This is a genomic window from Phenylobacterium sp., from assembly GCF_030693625.1.
Lineage (GTDB): Bacteria > Pseudomonadota > Alphaproteobacteria > Caulobacterales > Caulobacteraceae > Phenylobacterium > Phenylobacterium ferrooxidans.
The window spans coordinates 19,998-37,998 of record NZ_JAUYAF010000047.1; the positions used below are offsets into that span (position 1 = coordinate 19,998).

The following is an 18,001-nucleotide window of genomic DNA, read 5'->3' on the forward strand; positions in this document are numbered from 1 at the left end:
CAGCCTACTCCCGATGGCCCTAGCCGACAAAGCCCGCGGCGCGGATCAGGCGGTCGTTGATGGCCTCGCCCAGGCCCTGCGTCGGGATCGGCGCGACAGCGATGGCGGCAGGCTTGGTGCGATCGGCGGCGCGCAGGTAGGCGAAGAGATTGGCGGCGGCCTCTCGCAGGTCGCCTGACACACTGAGGTTCAGGACATTGCCGGAGGCCGTGGTGGGTCCAAAAGCCAGATAGGCCTCGCCCGCCTCCGGCGCGCCGACGTTCAGCCGCACGGGCGCCTCGGGCGAATAGTGCCGCGCCAGGCGGCCGGGCGAGCGCTTGGCGTCGTCCTCCGCCTCGGCCAGCCGCCCGACCACCGCCTCGATCTCGGAGCGAGTCACCGACCCGGGCCGCAGCAGGCGCGGCTGGTCCAGCAGGGCGACGACGGTGGATTCCAGGCCCACGGCGCACGGACCGCCGTCGAGACCGGCCGCCGCCTTGTCCCCCGTCTCGTCCATGGCGTCGGCATAGGTGGTGGGGCTGGGCCGTCCCGAGCGGTTGGCCGAGGGCGCAACCACCGGACCGCCGAACCGCGCCAGCAGTTCGCGGGCCAGGGGATGGGCGGGCACGCGGATCGCCACCGTCTCCAGCCCCGCGCGCGCCAGGTCACAGACCACGGTGTCGGGCGCGATGGGCAGGACGAGGGTCAGAGGCCCAGGCCAGAAGGCGGTCGCCAGCGCCCGCGCCCGGTCGTCGAACACCGCCAGCCGCTCGGCGGTGGCGAGGTCGGCCACATGGCTGATCAGGGGATTGAAGCGCGGCCGACCCTTGGCCTCATAGATGGCGGCGACGGCGGCGGGATTGGCCGCGTCGGCGGCGAGGCCGTAGACGGTCTCGGTGGGTAGGATCACCAGCGACCCGGCGCGCAGGGCCGCGACGGCGGCGTCTAGCGCGTCGCCGTGAGCTGCACGCTCACCTTCACCTGAGCTGGAATCTGATCGGTCGCCTGCCACTCGCCCTGCCCCACGCCGAAGGCGGTCCGGTCGAGGGTGGTTACACCGCTCATGCGCGCCTTGTCGCCGTCGATCTTCAGGGTGGAAGGCGGCAAGCGACCTATAGTCGGCTCGGATCTCCTGGCTGTGGCGCCCACGCCTTGGCGCATCCCGGGCGTCGGGGTAGACAGCCAGCCTACCTCTCAGGAGCCGCCCATGACCTTCCGCGCCCCGGTTCGCGATCTCGCCTTCGCGCTCAAGACGGTGGGTCACTCGGCCCTGATGTCCCAAGCCTTCCCGGACCTGGACGAGGACACCGTGGTGGCCGTGCTGGAGGCCGCCGGGTCCTTCACCGAGAGCGAGCTGGCGCCGCTCAATCGCAAGGGCGACACCGAGGGCGCCAAGTACGCCAACGGCAAGGTCGCCGCCGCGCCGGGCTTCGCCGCCGCCTACCAGGCCTTCGTCGCCGGGGGCTGGAATTCCCTGTCGGCCGATCCGGACCATGGCGGTCAGGGCCTGACCGGGGCGCTGGGCCTGGCGGTGTTCGAGATGGTGCACGCCGCCAACATGGCCTTCGGCCTCTGTCCCATGCTGACCCAGGGCGCCATCGAGGCGCTGGCCCTGCACGGCACCGAGCGGCAGAAGCGGCTGGTCTTGCCCAAGCTGGTCTCCGGCGAGTGGACCGGCACCATGAACCTCACCGAGCCCCAGGCGGGCTCCGACCTCGCCGTCGTCGCCACCCGCGCCGAGCCGGACGGCCAGGGCGGCTACCGCCTGCATGGCCAGAAGATCTTCATCACCTGGGGCGACCACGACGCCGCCGACAACATCTGTCACCTGGTCCTGGCCCGCCTGCCCGACGCCCCGCCCGGCGTGAAGGGCATCAGCCTGTTCCTGGCCACCAAGCGGCTGGTGGACGAGGACGGAAACCTCGGCGACCCCAACGACCTGCGGGCCGGCTCCATCGAGCACAAGCTGGGCATCCACGGCTCGCCCACCTGCGTCATGCTGTTCGAGGGCGCCCAGGCCGAGCTGGTGGGGGAGCTCAACAACGGCATCGCCCACATGTTCGTCATGATGAACGCCGCCCGCCTGCAGGTTGGGGTCCAGGGCGTGGCCATCGCCGAGCGCGCCTTCCAGCAGGCCCTGGCCTTCTCGCAGGAACGCCGCCAGGGCCGCGCCGCCTGGGCGCCCGACGGCGCCATCTATGGCCACCCGGACATCCGCCGCTCGCTGCTCTTGATGAAGGCCAAGATCGAGGCCGCCCGCGCCATCTGCCTGTCGACCGGCGTGCTGAACGACGTGGCCCGGCTGGCCAGCGACGAGGCCGCCCGCGCCGTGGCCAAGGCCCGCGCCGAGCTCTTCACCCCCATCGCCAAGGCCTGGTCCACCGATGTGGGCGTGGAGGTCGCCTCCATGGGCGTGCAGATCCACGGCGGCATGGGCTTCATCGAGGAGACTGGCGCGGCCCAGCACTATCGCGACGCCCGCATCGCCCCGATCTATGAGGGCACCAACGGCATCCAGGCCATCGACCTGGTGGGCCGCAAGGCGCCGATGGAGAACGGCGGCGTCATGGACGCCCTGGCCGCCGAGATGCACGAGACGGCGAACGCGCTCTCAGGCACGCCTGGCCTCGAGACCGTCGGCGCGCGCCTGGAGGCCGGTGTCGCGGCTCTGGAACGCGCCACCGACTGGATCCTGGCCAACAAGGGTCCGAACGCGCTGTCGGGCGCCACACCCTATCTGAAGCTGGCCGGCGACGTGCTGGGCGGCTGGATGCTGGGCCTCCAGGCGCTGGCCCTCGTGGACGCCACCGACGACTGGTCGATGAGCAAGGCCGCCCTGGCCCGCGTCTACGCCGCCCAGGTCCTGGCCCAGGCGCCGGGCCTCGCTGAAGGCGTCATGGAAGGCGCGGCGGACTACGAAGCGGTCAGCGCTCACGCCTTGGGGGGGTAAGAGAGAGGAACCACGAACCTCACGAACGACACGAACGGGAGCGCGACGGCGCTGCACGGGTGTGTCATCCCGGTTTCCGCGAAGCGGAAGACCGGGACCCAAACTCACCGATTCTCCGGCATGCCCCGCGCGTCTGGTCCCGGACAAGCCCTGCGGGCTTTCCGGGATGACACGTTGTTTGTTCGTGCCGTTCGTGAGGTTCGTGGTTCGATAAGACGGCCTCACCACCGCAGCAGCCTGCGCCCCGCCAGCGCGCCCAGCAGGGCGGTCACCGCCATGCCCGCGGTGTACCAGAGGGCCACGAAGGCCGCGGCGCTCTCGCTGCAGTGGAAGGCGTAGATCCAGGCTCCGATGGCCCCGGCGCAGCCGCCGGCCACGAAGCCCGACAGCACCAGACGCGTGGGGGCCAACCCCCTCAGCGCCCAGACCGCGCCGGCGAAGATGGGCAGGCTGAGGATCGCGATGAAGACCGCGCAGACCTCGGCGGAGTTCCCCAGCATCATGTCCTGCCGGGTCGCCGGATCGGCGCCCGACAGCCGCCACAGCGCCATGCCGCCGACCAGGGCGAAGGGCGCCGCCAGCGCCCAGGCCAGCGAGCCCATGGAGCCGCCGGGCCGCGCCACCCGGATCAGGGCGGCGGCCAGCACCGCCGAACAGGCCAGGGTGTAGGCGAACTTCATCCAGAACATCGTCCCGGTCATGGCGTCCATCAGATCGGGCCGCACCCCCAGCCAGAAGATCATCAGCAGGGCCGAGAAGAAGGCCCCGCTGCCAAGGCCGATCAGGATGCGCCGCGTCACCCACCAGGGGGGCGTGGGCTCCAGATTGGCCGTCAACCGATCGATCAGCTCGTCAGTCTTCACGCGCGCCTCCGAACCTGGCGGTCAGCGCCTTCAGGCCCCGATGCACAGCCACCTTCACCGCCGTCTCGGAGAGCCCATGCTTCTCGGCGGCCTCGCGAGTGGACAGCCCTTCCACCTTCACGTCGCGGATCAGGGCGCGGGTCCGGGCCGACACCTGCTCCAGCACGCGGTCGAGGTCACGCTTGACCACCAGGTCCTCGGCGCCGCCGTCGGTGAACAGGCCATCGGCCTCCTCCAGCGGCGAGGAGGGACGCACCTTCGTGCGCCGCAGATGGTCGATCATCTTGTAGCGCGCGATGGCGTAGGCCCAGGCGGTGAAGGGCTGCTGCGGATCATAGGTGGCGCGGCGGGTATGCACGGCGATCAGGGTTTCCTGGACAAGGTCTTCGGCCTCCGGCGTCCCGAAGCCCAGTCGCCGGGCGTAGTAGCGGCGCAGCAGCCGGCCCAACTCGGCCAGCAAGGCGCGATGCGCCGCGGCGTCGCCAGCCAGGCCGGCGAGCATCAAGGCCCGCAGTCGCGCTTCGGTCTGGTCCACGTGTCGTCTCAGGTACGCAGGGCCGGAAGGATTGGTTACGCCAGCCTAGCGGCGCCTGAGGCCCCGGCCTACTCCGCCGCCATCAGCGTCGGGTGGTCGCGCAGGGCGGGATCGAGGCCCTTGCCCATCAGGTCGATGAAGTTGTCGCGGTAGAAGCCGCGCTTGGCCGTATCCGTGCAGCCTTCAAGCGCGTCGTTAAACCGCTTGAGCGGATTGCGGCCACCCTCGATGTGCGGGAAGTCCGAGGAGAACAGGCACATCTCCGGTCCGGAGTTGGCGATGATCCAGGCGGTGTCCTCGTGCGGATAGGGCGTGACCCGCAGCTGGCGGCGCAGGATCTCGCTGGGCTTGGCCGACAGCTTCTGCAGCCGCTCCTCCTTGCCGAAGGCCGCCGCGCCCGAGTCCATGAACCGCATCAGGCTGGGCAGCCAGGAGGCCCCCAGCTCAATGGCCCCGAACTTCAGCCGGGGGAAGCGGTCGAAGACGCCGTCGATCACCAGGGCCGACAGGGTCTGCCAGACCGACAGCGGGATCGCCATGAAGGTCAGGGACGTGAAGTTCTCCGCCCCGCCATGGAAGTCCAGCACCCGCTCGCCGCCGTTCTCCAGATAGGCCTCGTGCATCTTCTCCTCGCCGCCAACGTGGAACAGGATCGGCACGCCCGCCTCCTGGGCCACCGCCCACAGCCGATCGAGGGCGGCGTGGCTCGGCGAATGGTGCGGCGGATGGCGTGAGGGGATGACCAAGCCCTTGCAGCCCATCTCGATGGCCTCGCGGGCGATATCGGCGGCCCGATCAAGGTCCACCAGGGTGACATAGCCGGTGGCCAGCAGGCGGCGGTCCACCGAGCAGAAGTCGGTCATCATCCGGTTGTGGGCCCGGGCGCCGGCGACGGCGAGCTCGACCTCGCCCATCTCCTCCAGCCCGTAGTTCCCGAGCGCCGCGGTGGTGAAGACCAGCTGGCTGGTGAAGCCCAGCATGTCCAGGGCGCGGGGACGATCGGTGTTGCGGAACGACCCCATCGCCTGGAAGTTCTTGCGCAGCAGGAGGTTGGCCTCGTCGCCGGCCCGGAACTCCGGATCGTCATGCAGCGCCTGGGCCTTGGCCGACCATTCGACGAGAGTGTTCTTCTTGGCGGTCTTGGCCGCGAATTCCTCGCGCAGCCCCGCCTCGACATAGGGGAGAATGGCCCCGGGAAGCTCCATCACATGACTGTCGGCGTCATGAATGGTCTGGCCCTCAACATAAGGCATGGCGTTCTTCCCTGATGAGTTCTTTTCTTGTCCCCAGTTCGGACCCAAGCGAACCCGGCGTCAAGCTGTTCGCGCGCCACCCGGCCGACGTGGCGCGGGACCTGATCGGCATGATCCTCACCGTGGACGGGGTCGGCGGACGCATCGTCGAGACCGAGGCCTATCACCACGAGGACCCGGCCTCGCACACCTTCAATGGGCCGACGCCGCGCAACGCCGCCATGTTCGGACCCGTCGGCCGGGCCTATGTCTACCGCTCCTACGGCCTGCACTGGTGCCTGAACTTCGTCTGCGGCGACACGCCGGGCAGCGCCGTGCTGATCCGTGCGCTGGAGCCGATGAGCGGCCTCGAACAGATGCGTGAGCGGCGCGGCGCCGATGCCGCGCGCCTGCTCTGCGCCGGGCCGGGACGCCTGTGCCAGGCCCTGGCCATCTCCCGCGAGCACGACGAGGCGCCGCTGGACAAGCCACCCTTCGCCCTGGAGCCGTCGATGCAGGATTGGGAGATCGTGGTGGGCGCGCGCATCGGCCTCACCAAGGGGGTCCAGACCCCCTGGCGCTTCGGTCTGGCCGGCTCGAAATTCCTGAGCCGGCCATTCCCGAAGGCGTAGGTGGTCCTAGAGCTGGGCCAGCAGGTAGTCGGCGGCCGAGACCTTGAATTCGCCAGGCACCTCGACGTTCAGCTCCTTCACCACGCCGTCCTCGACGATCATGGAGTAGCGTTGCGAGCGCAGGCCCAGGCCGAACTTGGAGCCGTCCATGTCCAGGCCGACGGCCTTGGTGAAGTCGCCGGCCGGATCGGCGATCATCTGCATGGTGTCCAGGACGCCCTGGTTCTCACCCCAGGCCTTCATGACGAAGGCGTCGTTCACCGACAGGCAGACGATGGCGTCCACGCCCTTGCCCTTGATGTCGCCCGCCAGGTCCTTGTAGCCGGGCACATGCTTGGCCGAGCAGGTGGGGGTGAAGGCGCCGGGGACGGCGAAGAAGGCCACCTTCTTGCCGCCGAAGATCTCGTCGGTGGTGGTGGGCTTGGGACCTTCCGCGGTTCCGGCGATGAGGTTGGCGCTGGGCAGCTTGTCGCCGACTTTGATGGTCATGGTCTTCTCCCGTGATGGCGTTGGAAACCAGATACCCCCGCTTGGCCGGGGTTCAACGCAGAACTTCTGGGGTCGAGACTTGAAAGCGCCGCGTTCACCTTCAAACTAGGGGCGATGGATGACGCCTCTTTCCTCCGCGGCCAGCTGTTGATCGCCATGCCGGGCATCGGCGACCCGCGTTTCGAGCGCGCCCTGGTGCTGGTCTGCGCCCATGACGAGACCCATGCCATGGGCATCGCGGTGAACCGGCCCGTGGAGGGCCTCACCGTGCCCGACCTGCTCAAGCGCCTGGACGTGAAGTCGCAGATCGAGATCCCGCCCGACCTGGTGCTGATCGGCGGGCCGGTGCAGCGCGAGCGCGGCTTTGTCGTTCACACCGACGACTACAGCGCCGGGGATCACAGTATCGAGCTGGGCGGCGGGGTCGCCCTGACCCCCACCCGCGAGGCGCTCGAAGCCATGGGCGCGCAGGACCACCCCCGCCGCGCCCTGCTGGCGCTGGGCTATGCCGGCTGGGGCGCAGGCCAGCTGGAGTATGAGATCCGCGAGAACGTCTGGCTCACCTGCCCTGCCGACGAGGCCCTGATCTTCGACCCCGACTATGATCGGAAATGGACCAAGGCCCTGGCCAAGCTCGGGGTGGACGCGAGTCTGCTGACAGCCGAGGCGGGCCGGGCCTGACCCAAAATCCGCTCATCCCGGCCTTCGCCGGGAATGAGCGGGGACGATCAGCCCCGCGCCTTCACCGGCGCCGCGCCGTCCACATAGCTTTCATTGAGATAGACCTCGGCCTCCTGGGCCGACAGGGCCGGCGCATAGCCGAAACCCTGGCCGTAGTCGCAGCCGACCGCCAGCAGGGCCTTGGCCATCTGGGCGTTCTCGACGCCCTCGGCCACCACCTCCAGGTCCAGGTCCTGGCCCAGCTTCACCACCGAGGAGACAATCTTCGCCGAGCCCTCGTTGGTGGCCATGGTGCGCACGAAATAGCGGTCGATCTTCAGGGTGTCGAAGGGCAGCCGGGTCAGATAGCTGAGCGACGAGAAGCCGGTGCCGAAGTCGTCGAGCGCCAGGGCCGCGCCGGCCTCCCGCAGGTTGCCCAGGATCACGGCGGCCCGGTCGGGGTCGCGCATGACGTCGCCCTCGGTGACCTCCAGCTTCAGCGCGCCCGGCGGCAGGCCGGTGTCGCGGCGGATGCGCATGACGTCGGCCACCAGGTCGGGCCGGTCGATCTCGCCGGTGGACAGGTTCACCGCCACGGTCAGTTCGCCGGCGGCCCGGTGATTGTTGCGCCAGACCGCCAGCTGCTCGGCGGCCTGACGCATCATCAGGGCGCCCAGCTCGCTCATCAGCCCCATCTCGTCGCAAAGCGGCAGGAACTGGTCCGGGGTCAGCAGGCCACGGCGCGGGTGCTTCCAGCGCACCAGGGCCTCGAAACCCGACAGTGCCCCGGTCGAAAGGCGCACGATGGGCTGGTAGTAGGCGGTCAGTTCGCCGCGCCCGATGGCCCCGCGCAGGTCGCTCTCCAGGGCCAGGCGCGAGAGGCCATCTGTCTCCATGGTGCGGCCATAGGCGGCCCCGCCGCCGCGGCCGTTGCTCTTGGCCGACTCCACGGCCAGCTCGGCCCGGCGCAGCAGTTCGGCGGCCTCCGGCGCCTCGTCACCGCCCATGGCCTCGACGGCGCCGATGGACAGGGTGGGATGGATATCGAAGCCCGCGACCCGCAGGGGCTGCTCCAGGGCCTTGCGCAGGATCTCGGCGGCGCTGATGGCGCGGATGGGGGTCAGCAGGGCGAACTCGTCCTCGCCGATGCGGGCCATCAGCACGCCGGGCGGGAAGGCCGCAGCCATCCGCGAGCCGAGCGCGGCCAGCACCAGGTCGGCGCGCTCGTGACCCAGCGCCTCGTTCAGGCGGCGCAGGCGGTCGAGGTCGGCCACCACCAGTTCGTGGACGCCCGGGGTCTGTAGCCGCTCCCGGGCCTGGGCGATGAAACTCTTGCGGTCCAGCAGGCCGGTCAGCTTGTCGACGTCGGAGGCGGCGAACTTGGTTTCCGGGGCCACGACGCCGGCGGCGCGTAGCCCCTCCTCCAGCCAGACGCCACGCCATATGCAGATCCCGCCAGCGCGCATCCGCAGGCGCACGGCGATCTCGCTGCCCGGCTCCTGCACGCGCAGGACTTCCTCGGCCAGGGCCCGGTCCTGGGGCATGGCCAGCGCGCGCATGGCGGCCGACGAACATTCAGGCGCCAGGGGGCCAAGCCCCAGGGCGCGCGACGCGCCGGTGATGCGCAGCCGGTCACGCTCCGGCTCCCACAGCCAAAGGGCCACGTCGGCGGCGCCCAACGCTTCAAGCGTCGTCGTGGCGTCCCAGATCCAACGGTCGTTCGGCATCGCCTCGACTAACTCTGGTCACGCGCCGGCTAGACCGACACTCCCTGATCAGGCTCCAGAGCCGCGCGAAGCGGCGAGACAAGCCCGAACAGGACATGATCTCGCCAAACGCCGTTAATTTTTAAATAAGCCTTGGCATATCCCTCCTCGGCGAACCCGGCCCGGCTGAGCAGTTTGCGGCTGGGTTCGTTGGTGGGGAGGCAGGCGGCTTCCAGGCGATGCAGGGCCAGGGTGCGGAAGGAAAACAGGGTGAGCGCCCGGACGGCGGCCAGGGTTTGTCCTTGCCGGGCAAAGGCTTGGCCGCACCAGTAGCCCACCGAGCCCATCTGGGCGACGCCCCGGCGGACGTTGGACAGGGTGATCCCGCCGGTCAGGGCCTCGTCGCTCGAGCGGAAAACGAAGAACGGATAGGCCGTTCCGGCTTCACGATCCCGGGCGTAGGCCGTCAGTCTGCGTCGGAAGGCCGCGCGGCTGAGATCATCGGCCGGCCAGGTCGGCTCCCACGGTTGAAGGAAATCCCGAGAGGCCGCCCGCAGTTCGCGCCAGGCCTCGAAGTCGGCGTTGCGGGCCGGCCGCAGGAAGACCCCCTCGCCCTCCACGCGTAGGCCGCTTTCCGGCGCGATCCAGTCCAGCAGGGCCATGGCGCGAGGGTCGGACCTGGAGCGGGGGCCGTCAAGCTCTCTACCCGAACAGCGCCTTCTGGAAAGCGTCGGCGGCCTTCAGGGCGGGCCTGGGTCCCAGCACGCTGACAGCGGCCTTGCCGGGCGCCAGCAGCAAGGTCCCCAGACGGGCCAGGTCGGCGGCCTCGACCGCGTCGATCTGCTCGGCGATCTCGGCCGTGGAGAGCAGGCGGCCGAACAGCAGCACCTGGCCCGCAGCCTGTTCGCTCCGCGACTGCAGGGACTCGCGCGCCATGAACATGCCGGCCTTCAGCTGGGCCTTGGCGCGGGCGAGTTCGGCCGGCTCGACGCTCTCGGCCAGGCCCTGGATCTCACCGGCCGCGACCTTGGCCAGTTCCGCGGCGTCCTTAGCCGCGCAGCCGGCGAACACGCCCAGCACCCCGGTGTCGGCATAGGTCTCGGAATAGGCGTCCACGGTGTAGGCCAGACCCCGCTTCTCGCGGGCCTCCTGGAACAGCCGCGAGGCCATGCCGCCGCCGAGGATTTCGGCGAACAGGCGCAAGGGGAAGTAGTCGTCATGACGAACACCCACGGCGGGCAACAGGAAGACGAGGTTCGCCTGCTCCAGCGACTTGGGCGCCGTCTCGGTCCCGCCGGTGAAGAGGGCCGGCGCGGCATCCGGGATCGGGGCGCCGACGGCTCCGCCGAAGTCCCGCTCGGCGAGCTTCAGCACCTCGTCCTCGGTGACCGCGCCCGACGCCGAGAAGATCAGGGTCTCAGGCGCGTAGAGCGCCGCGCGCCAGTCGGCCAGGGTCGCCTGGGTGGCCGGCGCGATGGAGGCGTCGGTGCCGAGAATCGAACGGCCCAGCGGCTGGCCGCTGAACGCCGCCCCCTGGGCCATCTCGAACACCACGTCGTCGGGGGTGTCGGTGGCCTCGGCGATCTCCTGGCCCACCACCTGCTTCTCGCGCGTCAGGTCACCCGGCTCGATCACCGGCCGCTGGATCAGGTCAGCCAGCACCGCCGAGCCGAGATCCAGGCCGCCGGCCAGGGCGCGGATCTGGAAGCTGGTGCGCTCATAACCTGTGGCCGCGTTGATGGACCCGCCCTGCGCCTCCACCACCTCGACGATCTCTCGGGCGGAACGGTCGCCCGCCCCCTTGAAGACCATGTGTTCGAGCAGGTGGGACCAGCCTGAGCGGGCCTCGTCCTCGAACCGCGCGCCGCGACCGGCGACGACGGACAGGGCCACGGTCTCAAGACCCGGGACCGGATCGCAGACGACGCGGACGCCGTTGGAGAGGGTATGAAGCGTGGCCAGGATCAGCTTTCCGCAAAGGCCCTGACATAGGCCTTGATGGTGTCGGCGTCGGCCGGAAGGCGGTCGAAGCGCTCGGCCTTGCCGGCCAGGTTCTGTGCGCTGCGCGGCAGGCTCGGGGTCTCGCCGCAGGCGGCGCTGACAGCTTCCGGGAACTTGGCCGCATGCGCGGTGGACAGCACGACGATGGGGTCGGTGGTCCCCCGCGCCCGGCGGAAGGCGGCCATGCCCACGGCGGTGTGGGGATCGATCAGCTCACCAGTCTCGTTCAGGGTCGCCACGATGGAGCCGCTGGTCTCGCGTTCGTTGATGGAAACGCCCACGAAGGTCTCGCGCATCATGGCCAGGGCGCCCGGCGGAATGTCGATCACCCCGGTGTCGCCGAAGGCCTTGAACGCCCGCATGGTCTCGACGCCGTCGCGGCGCACGGCCTCGAAATACAGCCGCTCGAAGTTGGAGGCCGACTGGATGTCCATGGCCGGCGACTGGGTGTGGGCCACCGCCCCGCGGCTGTAACGGCCGTCCTGGAAGGCGCGCGCCAGGATGTCGTTGGAATTGGTCGCCACCAGGATCTTGGAGATCGGCAGGCCCATGCGCTTGGCCATGAAGCCCGCGAAGCCGTCGCCGAAATTGCCCGAGGGGACGGCGAAGGCCACCGGCCGATGCGGGGCGCCGATGGCGACCGCGCTGGTGAAGTAGTAGACCGACTGGGCGACGATGCGGGCGAAGTTGATGGAGTTCACCGCCGACAGGCCCACCGACTGTTTCAGGCCCTGGTCGGAGAGCGCGTCCTTCAGGATCGCCTGGCAGTCGTCGAAGGTGCCGGACACCGCCACGCAGCGGACATTGTCCTCGCCGGCCGTCGTCATGAACCGGCGCTGCACCTCGCTGATGCGGCCATCGGGGAACATGGCGACGATGCGGGTGTTGGCGCGGCCGCGGAAGGCCTCCACCGCCGCTCCGCCGGTGTCGCCCGAAGTGGCGCAGAGGATGGTCTGGGTGCGCTTCTGGGCGCCCAGCACATGGTCGCTGATCCTGGCCAGCAACTGCATGGCCACGTCCTTGAACGCCAGGCTCGGCCCGTGGAACAGCTCGGCCAGGAAGCCGCCCGGATAGAGCTGCTTGACCGGGACCACGGCGGCGTGGGTGAAGGTCGCGTAGGCCTCGGCGCACATCTCGGCCAGGATGTCGCGGGGGATCTCGTCGCCCACGAAGCGGGCCAGGATCTCGGTGGCCACGTGGGCGTAGGGCTTGCCGGCGAAGGCGGCGATCTCGCTGTGGGTCAGGCTCGGCCATTCCTCCGGGACATAGAGGCCGCCGTCGGGGGCGAGGCCCGCCAGGATCGCATCGACAAAGCCGACCGAGGGCGACTGCCCCCGCGTTGAAACGTACCGCATCAAGCCTTCCACCATCGCCAGAGCATGGCGGCATAGACGGCGACCAAGGCGCCCGCAAGGCCGAACCAGGTCAGGGCGTATTCCAGATGGCGGTTGGGAATCTCCGCCGGAAGCGGCTCGGGCTTCAGGGCCTGCCAGGCGGGGTTGGAACTGGTCTCCGCCGCCAGCATGATCGGGGCCGGCGCCGGCACCTTGAGCTGCGCGGCCATGGCCGGGATGTCGCGGGAGTACCAGTGATTGCCCGCCACGTCGTTGGCCGGGGTCACGAAGGTCGCCTCATCAGGCGCGCGCAGGACGCCCACCAGGCTGACCGGCGTCCGGTCCTCGGGGTCGACCGGCGGCCGCGCCGAGATGATGTCGGACACGAAGCCTCGGTCGACGAGAATGCTGCGGTACCTGGCGCTCTCCACCGCGCAGGCCGAGATCAGCCGCAGGCCGGCCCCGGTCTCGCGAACCGAATAGAGTTCCAGATAGGGGGCGGCCCCCAGGCCCGGGCATTCCACCTTCACCCGGATGAAGTCCCCCTGCCCGCCCCGCGCCAGGCCGTCGAGCACGGGACCCAGCGGTCGGGCGGGCGCGGCCTGCAAGGCCTCGATACGGGCCAGCAGGCTGTTCTTCCACGCCATGCGCTGCATCTGCCAGGAGCCGAGCCAGATCAGTATGCCCGCCGCGACCAGGGTTGCGAGGGTCAGGGCGAGGGGGAAGGCCTTGCGGGGGGTGGGGTCAGTCCTGTCCGTCATGCCGCGCCTCGGACGCCCGATTGGCGAACTGCGCCGCCAGCATGAGCCCCTTCATCGGCCGCAGGAGGCCAAGGCAGAGGAACAGGGTCAGGGGCAGCCAGATGATCATGGTCAGCCAGACGGGCGGATCAAAGGAGAACTGGGTGAACAGCGCGCCGAAGCAGGCCAGGAAACCTGCGATCAGGATCACGAAGACGGCCGGACCGTCGCCGCTGTCGGCCTTGGCCAGATCGTAGCCGCACGCCTCGCAGCGCGCGGCCACTGTCAGGAAGCCTGAGAAGAGAGGTCCTTCTCCGCAGTTCGGGCAGCGGCCCGCGAGCCCCGCCAGCAGCGGATTGTGACCTCTCATCGGATTAGTGGGCGCCAGCCGCTCCGCCGAACACGACGTAGATGAAGGCGAACAGGAACAGCCAGACCACGTCCACGAAGTGCCAGTACCAGGCGGCGGCCTCGAAGCCGAAGTGCTGCTTCTGGGTCAGGCCGGTGCCCATCATCCGGATCAGGCAGACCGCCAGGAAGATGGTGCCGATCAGGACGTGGAAGCCGTGGAAGCCGGTGGCCATGAAGAAGGACGAGCCGTAGAGGCCGGCGTTGGTGGCCGCTTCGCTGAAGAAGTACTTGTGATCCAGGATGTGCTTGTACTCGTAGGCCTGGATGGCGGTGAAGATCGCGCCCAGCGCGATGGTCAGGGCCAGACCGATCTTGGCGCCCTTGCGGTCGCCGGTCTGCAGCGCGTGGTGGCTCCAGGTGACGGTCGTGCCCGAGAGCAGCAGGGTCAGCGTGTTGACCAGGGGCAGGTTCCAGGCCGGGACCAGCTCGACGCCGGCCGGCGGCCAGGTGGCCCAGGCGGTGCGGACTTCCTCGATGGAGGAGAGCGTCCGGGCCTCGTGGAACAGGGCCATCTCGAAGAAGATCCAGAACCAGGCCACGAAGAACATCACTTCCGAAGCGATGAACATGATCATGCCGTAGCGCAGGCCGATGGAGACCACCGGGGTGTGGTCGCCGGCGTTGGCTTCCTTCACCACGTCCATCCACCAGCCGAGCATGGTGTAGAGCACGCCGCCGAGGCCCGCATAGAAGACCCACGGGGTGCCTTCGGGCAGGCCGAACAGGCCCTTCATCCAGACCACGGCGCCGAGCGCCATCACCGTCGCGGAGATGGACCCGACCAGCGGCCAGGGACTGGGATTCACCAGGTGGTAGTCGTGCTTGACGTCGCCGGCAGACATAATCGGTCCTAACCCCTCTCAAATCTCAAAGCCCTGGGCGCCTCTCCGCTGCCCAAGGCCGTCGTAACGGAGGCTATAGCCCCGCCGTGGTGTGTCCGCCAAGGGCCGAACCGACCTTGGCCTGCGATGCATCGGCGCGCCGGCTGGCCTTCTCCGCGTCCACGGACGGGAAGAAGGTGTAGGACAGCGTCACCTCAGGCTTGCCCTTGGTCTCGAAGTCGTCGGCATATTTCGGATCGACGAAGTAAACCACGGGAAACTCAATGGTTTTTCCGGGACCGATCGTCTGGTCCGAGAAGCAGAAGCATTCAAGCTTCTGGAAGTAGGCGCCGGCCGACTCCGGAACCACATTGTACAGGGCCCGGCCGGTCATCGGCGTGTCGCCGTTATTCGTGACCTTGAAATAGGCGAGACCCGTCTCGCCGATTCGCACGGACTGGCGGGTCTGCTCGGCGGTGAAGGTCCAGGGCAGTTCGCGGACATTGGTGTCGAACCGGATCACCAGCTGCTTTTCCAGGATCGTGTCGGGGGCGCGATCAGCCTTGCGCACCACACCGTCGAAGCCGGTCAGCTGGCAGAAGGCCTTGTAGAGCGGCACCGCCGCGAAGGAGGCCCCGACCATGCCGAGGAAGCCGATCGCGCAGATGGCGCCGAGGTTGCGGTTGCGGCGCGCCTGGGGCGAGAGGGGCGGCTTAGCCATTGCCTGTACTGGCCCCCAGACGCACGATGGTCACCACGAAGACCAGGATCATGAACAGCGCCAGGCCGAGGGCGAGCGCGATATTGCGGCCGCGGCGCGCCTTGGCGTCGACGGGGCCTTCGTTCTGCGGGTCGCTCATCAAAAACCTCCGAAGGCGGGCAGGTCGAGGAGGTGCTCGGCCAGCAGGGTGGCGAACAGCAGGGTCAGGTAGAGAATCGAGAAGGCGAAGAGGTTGCGCGCATCCTTGGCCGCGGCCTTGACGTCATAGAGGCCGTCGTCCTGGCGCGGATCGGCCGCGTCGCCGGCCCGGCTCTTGAACACCCGCCAGGCTAGGATCAGGAAGATCAGCCCCCCGCCGGCGGCCACCGCCAGATAGGTCAGGCCGCCGAGGCCGGTAAAGGCCGGGACCAGGCAGAGCGGGGTGAACAGCAGGCTGTAGATGAGGATCTGCTTGCGGGTCGACTTCGCGCCGGCCACCACCGGCATCATCGGCACGCCGGCCTTCTCGTAATCCTCGCTGGTGTAGAGCGACAGCGCCCAGAAATGGGGCGGGGTCCACATGAAGATGATGGCGCACAGCAGCCAGGCGTTCAGTGGGACCGTGCCGGTGGCCGCGGCCCAGCCGATCACCGGCGGCAGGGCGCCGGCCAGGCCGCCGATGACGATGTTCTGCGGCGTCGAGCGCTTCAGCCACATCGTATAGACGACCGCGTAGAAGAGGATGGTAAAGGCCAGCAGGCCGGCGGCCAGCCAGTTCACGGTCATGCCCAGCAGCATGGTGGAGAACAGCGACAACACGACCCCCAGCGTCAGGGCGTCGGCGCCCTGGACCCGGCCGGCCGGCACCGGCCGACCGCGGGTGCGGCGCATCTTGGCGTCGATGTCGGCGTCGAACCACATGTTCAGCGAGGCCGAGGCGCCCGCCCCCACGGCGATGCAGAGGATCGCGATGGCGCCCAGGATCGGGTTGATGGCGGCGTCGGCGCAGACCATGCCGGTGATGGCGGTGAACACCACGAGCGACATCACCCGCGGCTTCAACAGCTGCAGGAAGTCCTGCCAGCGCGCGGGAGCGCGGCTTGTCGGAAGGGCTGACGACATCGTCATGGTTCTACTCTCATACGTCGAGGGGCGCGCGCCGGATGTTCCAGCCCGCGCCCCTCTTAAGTCTTTGGTGAGCGCGGCGCGTCAGTGCGCGTCGGGCTTGATCACCGGCAGTTCGTTGAACTGGTGGAACGGCGGCGGCGAGGACAGGGTCCACTCCAGCGTCGTGGCGCCTTCGCCCCAGGGATTGGCCTCGGCCTTGCGGCGCGAGAGGGCGGCTTCGGCCAGCAGCAGCAGGAAGATCACCACACCGCCGGCCGTGACCAGGTAGCCGATCGTCGAAACCTGGTTCCAGAGGGTGAAGGCCTCCGGATAGTCCACGTAGCGGCGGGGCATGCCCTGCAGGCCGAGGAAGTGCTGCGGGAAGAAGATCAGGTTCACGCCCACGAAGGTCACCCAGAAGTGCAGGGCGCCGAGCCACTCGCGGTACTTCACGCCCCAGATCTTCTCGAACCAGTAGTAGAAGCCCGCGAAGATCGCGAACACGGCGCCGAGGCTGAGCACGTAGTGGAAGTGGGCCACGACGTAATAGGTGTCGTGCAGGCTGTAGTCGATGCCCGCATTGGCCAGCACCACGCCGGTCACGCCGCCGACGGTGAACAGGAAGATGAAGCCCATCGCCCACAACATGGGCGTCTTGAAGTCGATGGAGCCGCCCCACATGGTGGCGATCCAGGAGAACACCTTCACCCCGGTCGGCACGGCGATGACCATGGTCGCGGCCACGAAGTAGGCGCGCAGGTTGATGGTCATGCCCACGGTGTACATGTGGTGGGCCCACACGACGAAGCCGATGAAGCCGATGGCCACCATGGCGTAGGCCATGGCGAGGTAGCCGAAGACCGGCTTCTTGGAGAAGGTCGAGACGATGTGGCTGATCATGCCGAAGCCGGGCAGGATCAGGATGTACACTTCCGGGTGCCCGAAGAACCAGAACAGGTGCTGGTACATGATCGGGTCGCCGCCGCCGGCGGCGTCGAAGAAGTGGGTGTTAAAGTTGCGGTCGGTCAGCAGCATGGTGATCGCGCCGGCCAGGACGGGCAGCGAGAGCAGCAGCAGGAAGACCGTCACCAGGATCGACCAGACGAACAACGGCATGCGGTGCAGGGTCATGCCCGGCGCGCGCAGGTTGAAGATCGTGGTGATGAAGTTGATGGCGCCCAGGATCGAGCTCGCGCCGGCCAGGTGGACCGACAGGATGGCCAGGTCCATGGACGGGCCGGTGTGGCCAGAGGTGGACAGCGGCGGATACAGCGTCCAGCCACCGCCGAAGCCCTTGCCGGGGCCGCCGTCGGTGAACATCGAGGTGAGCAGCAGCACCCAGGCCGCCACCAGCAGCCAGAAGGAGATGTTGTTCATCCGCGGGAACGCCATGTCCGGCGCGCCGATCATCAGCGGCACGAACCAGTTGCCGAACCCGCCGATCATGGCGGGCATGACCATGAAGAAGATCATGATCAGGGCGTGGGCGGTGACCACGGCGTTGTAGCCGTGCTTGGAGGCCTCGATCACCCCGAGCTGGTCCAGCAAAGAACCGGACGTGAAGACCTGGATCCCGGGCTCGTAGAGCTCCCAGCGGATCAGGCCCGACAACGCCCCGCCGACGATCCCCGCCATGATGGCGAAGAGCAGGTAGAGCGTGCCGATGTCCTTGTGGTTCGTCGACAGGAACCAGCGGGTGAAGAAGCCCGGGATGTGTTGGTCGTGATCGTGAGCGGCGGCGTGTGCCATCGTACGCGTGTCCTAGATCAGAGCGCGGCCGGCGCCGCAGCGGGCGCGGGCGGCGTGGAAGTCGGCGCCGCCGCGGCCGGAGCCGGCGCGGC

Annotated in this window: 20 protein-coding genes; 3 read left to right on the forward strand and 17 right to left on the reverse strand. The window is 68.9% G+C overall.

Annotated features, from left to right (window positions below):
- Positions 1 to 19: 19 nt before the first annotated feature.
- A complete protein-coding gene (locus Q8N10_RS10240) occupies positions 20 to 991 on the reverse strand; it encodes an L-threonylcarbamoyladenylate synthase (protein WP_304777477.1) in 972 nt (323 codons plus the stop codon).
- Positions 925 to 1,086 carry a hypothetical protein gene (locus tag Q8N10_RS10245; RefSeq protein ID WP_304777479.1) on the reverse strand — a complete coding sequence of 54 codons (162 nt, stop codon included), beginning with the start codon at positions 1,084 to 1,086 and terminating at the stop codon, positions 925 to 927. The genes Q8N10_RS10240 and Q8N10_RS10245 overlap by 67 nt, the downstream gene beginning before the upstream one ends.
- Positions 1,087 to 1,186: 100 nt before the next feature.
- On the opposite strand from Q8N10_RS10245, the gene Q8N10_RS10250 reads away from it, so the two are divergent.
- Complete coding sequence (locus Q8N10_RS10250) at positions 1,187 to 2,929, forward strand: acyl-CoA dehydrogenase (RefSeq protein WP_304777481.1); 1,743 nt, start codon at positions 1,187 to 1,189, stop codon at positions 2,927 to 2,929.
- 221 nt (positions 2,930 to 3,150) lie between these two features.
- On the opposite strand, the gene Q8N10_RS10255 is transcribed toward Q8N10_RS10250, so the two are convergent.
- The 3 genes from Q8N10_RS10255 to Q8N10_RS10265 form a co-directional block, all read right to left on the reverse strand.
- Positions 3,151 to 3,792 carry a DUF1109 domain-containing protein gene (locus Q8N10_RS10255; RefSeq protein WP_304777483.1) on the reverse strand — a complete coding sequence of 214 codons (642 nt, stop codon included), beginning with the start codon at positions 3,790 to 3,792 and terminating at the stop codon, positions 3,151 to 3,153.
- Positions 3,782 to 4,327, reverse strand: coding sequence for a sigma-70 family RNA polymerase sigma factor (locus Q8N10_RS10260; RefSeq protein WP_304777485.1), 546 nt, complete (start codon positions 4,325 to 4,327; stop codon positions 3,782 to 3,784). The genes Q8N10_RS10255 and Q8N10_RS10260 overlap by 11 nt, the downstream gene beginning before the upstream one ends.
- A gap of 68 nt (positions 4,328 to 4,395) precedes the next feature.
- On the reverse strand, positions 4,396 to 5,580 hold the full coding sequence (locus tag Q8N10_RS10265) for an amidohydrolase family protein (RefSeq protein ID WP_304777487.1): 1,185 nt from the start codon (positions 5,578 to 5,580) through the stop codon (positions 4,396 to 4,398).
- 14 nt (positions 5,581 to 5,594) lie between these two features.
- On the opposite strand from Q8N10_RS10265, the gene Q8N10_RS10270 reads away from it, so the two are divergent.
- Positions 5,595 to 6,191: a DNA-3-methyladenine glycosylase gene (locus Q8N10_RS10270; protein ID WP_304777489.1), complete on the forward strand. Its 597-nt coding sequence runs from the start codon at positions 5,595 to 5,597 to the stop codon at positions 6,189 to 6,191.
- A 6-nt stretch (positions 6,192 to 6,197) separates the two neighbouring features.
- Here the strand turns inward: Q8N10_RS10270 and Q8N10_RS10275 are convergent, their stop codons facing one another.
- Positions 6,198 to 6,680: a peroxiredoxin gene (locus tag Q8N10_RS10275; RefSeq protein ID WP_304777491.1), complete on the reverse strand. Its 483-nt coding sequence runs from the start codon at positions 6,678 to 6,680 to the stop codon at positions 6,198 to 6,200.
- Positions 6,681 to 6,794: 114 nt separating this feature from the next.
- Here Q8N10_RS10275 and Q8N10_RS10280 point away from each other — a divergent pair, with 114 nt between their 5' ends.
- A complete protein-coding gene (locus Q8N10_RS10280) occupies positions 6,795 to 7,361 on the forward strand; it encodes a YqgE/AlgH family protein (protein WP_304777493.1) in 567 nt (188 codons plus the stop codon).
- A 47-nt stretch (positions 7,362 to 7,408) separates the two neighbouring features.
- On the opposite strand, the gene Q8N10_RS10285 is transcribed toward Q8N10_RS10280, so the two are convergent.
- From Q8N10_RS10285 to ctaD, 11 genes are all read right to left on the reverse strand, one after another.
- Positions 7,409 to 9,067, reverse strand: a complete 1,659-nt coding sequence (locus Q8N10_RS10285) for a bifunctional diguanylate cyclase/phosphodiesterase (RefSeq protein WP_304777495.1) — start codon at positions 9,065 to 9,067, stop codon at positions 7,409 to 7,411.
- A 29-nt stretch (positions 9,068 to 9,096) separates the two neighbouring features.
- Positions 9,097 to 9,708, reverse strand: coding sequence for a GNAT family N-acetyltransferase (locus Q8N10_RS10290; RefSeq protein WP_304777497.1), 612 nt, complete (start codon positions 9,706 to 9,708; stop codon positions 9,097 to 9,099).
- A 40-nt stretch (positions 9,709 to 9,748) separates the two neighbouring features.
- Positions 9,749 to 11,011 (reverse strand): pitrilysin family protein, encoded by a 1,263-nt coding sequence (locus tag Q8N10_RS10295; protein WP_304777531.1) that lies wholly within the window; start codon positions 11,009 to 11,011, stop codon positions 9,749 to 9,751.
- A complete protein-coding gene (gene thrC / locus Q8N10_RS10300; protein WP_304777499.1) occupies positions 11,011 to 12,402 on the reverse strand; it encodes a threonine synthase in 1,392 nt (463 codons plus the stop codon). Before thrC ends, Q8N10_RS10295 begins: the two co-directional genes overlap by 1 nt.
- Positions 12,402 to 13,142, reverse strand: coding sequence for an SURF1 family protein (locus Q8N10_RS10305; RefSeq protein WP_304777501.1), 741 nt, complete (start codon positions 13,140 to 13,142; stop codon positions 12,402 to 12,404). The genes thrC and Q8N10_RS10305 overlap by 1 nt, the downstream gene beginning before the upstream one ends.
- Positions 13,126 to 13,491, reverse strand: coding sequence for a DUF983 domain-containing protein (locus Q8N10_RS10310; protein ID WP_304777503.1), 366 nt, complete (start codon positions 13,489 to 13,491; stop codon positions 13,126 to 13,128). The genes Q8N10_RS10305 and Q8N10_RS10310 overlap by 17 nt, the downstream gene beginning before the upstream one ends.
- 4 nt (positions 13,492 to 13,495) lie before the next feature.
- The gene (locus Q8N10_RS10315; protein WP_304777504.1) at positions 13,496 to 14,374 is read right to left on the reverse strand and encodes a cytochrome c oxidase subunit 3; all 879 of its coding nucleotides are present in this window, start codon (positions 14,372 to 14,374) and stop codon (positions 13,496 to 13,498) included.
- A gap of 73 nt (positions 14,375 to 14,447) precedes the next feature.
- Complete coding sequence (locus Q8N10_RS10320) at positions 14,448 to 15,074, reverse strand: cytochrome c oxidase assembly protein (RefSeq protein ID WP_304777506.1); 627 nt, start codon at positions 15,072 to 15,074, stop codon at positions 14,448 to 14,450.
- A complete protein-coding gene (locus Q8N10_RS10325) occupies positions 15,067 to 15,213 on the reverse strand; it encodes a hypothetical protein (protein ID WP_304777508.1) in 147 nt (48 codons plus the stop codon). The genes Q8N10_RS10320 and Q8N10_RS10325 overlap by 8 nt, the downstream gene beginning before the upstream one ends.
- On the reverse strand, positions 15,213 to 16,181 hold the full coding sequence (gene cyoE, locus Q8N10_RS10330) for a heme o synthase (protein ID WP_304777510.1): 969 nt from the start codon (positions 16,179 to 16,181) through the stop codon (positions 15,213 to 15,215). Before cyoE ends, Q8N10_RS10325 begins: the two co-directional genes overlap by 1 nt.
- Positions 16,182 to 16,262: 81 nt before the next feature.
- Positions 16,263 to 17,909: a cytochrome c oxidase subunit I gene (ctaD, locus tag Q8N10_RS10335; protein ID WP_305663913.1), complete on the reverse strand. Its 1,647-nt coding sequence runs from the start codon at positions 17,907 to 17,909 to the stop codon at positions 16,263 to 16,265.
- Between the last annotated feature and the right edge of the window lie 92 nt (positions 17,910 to 18,001).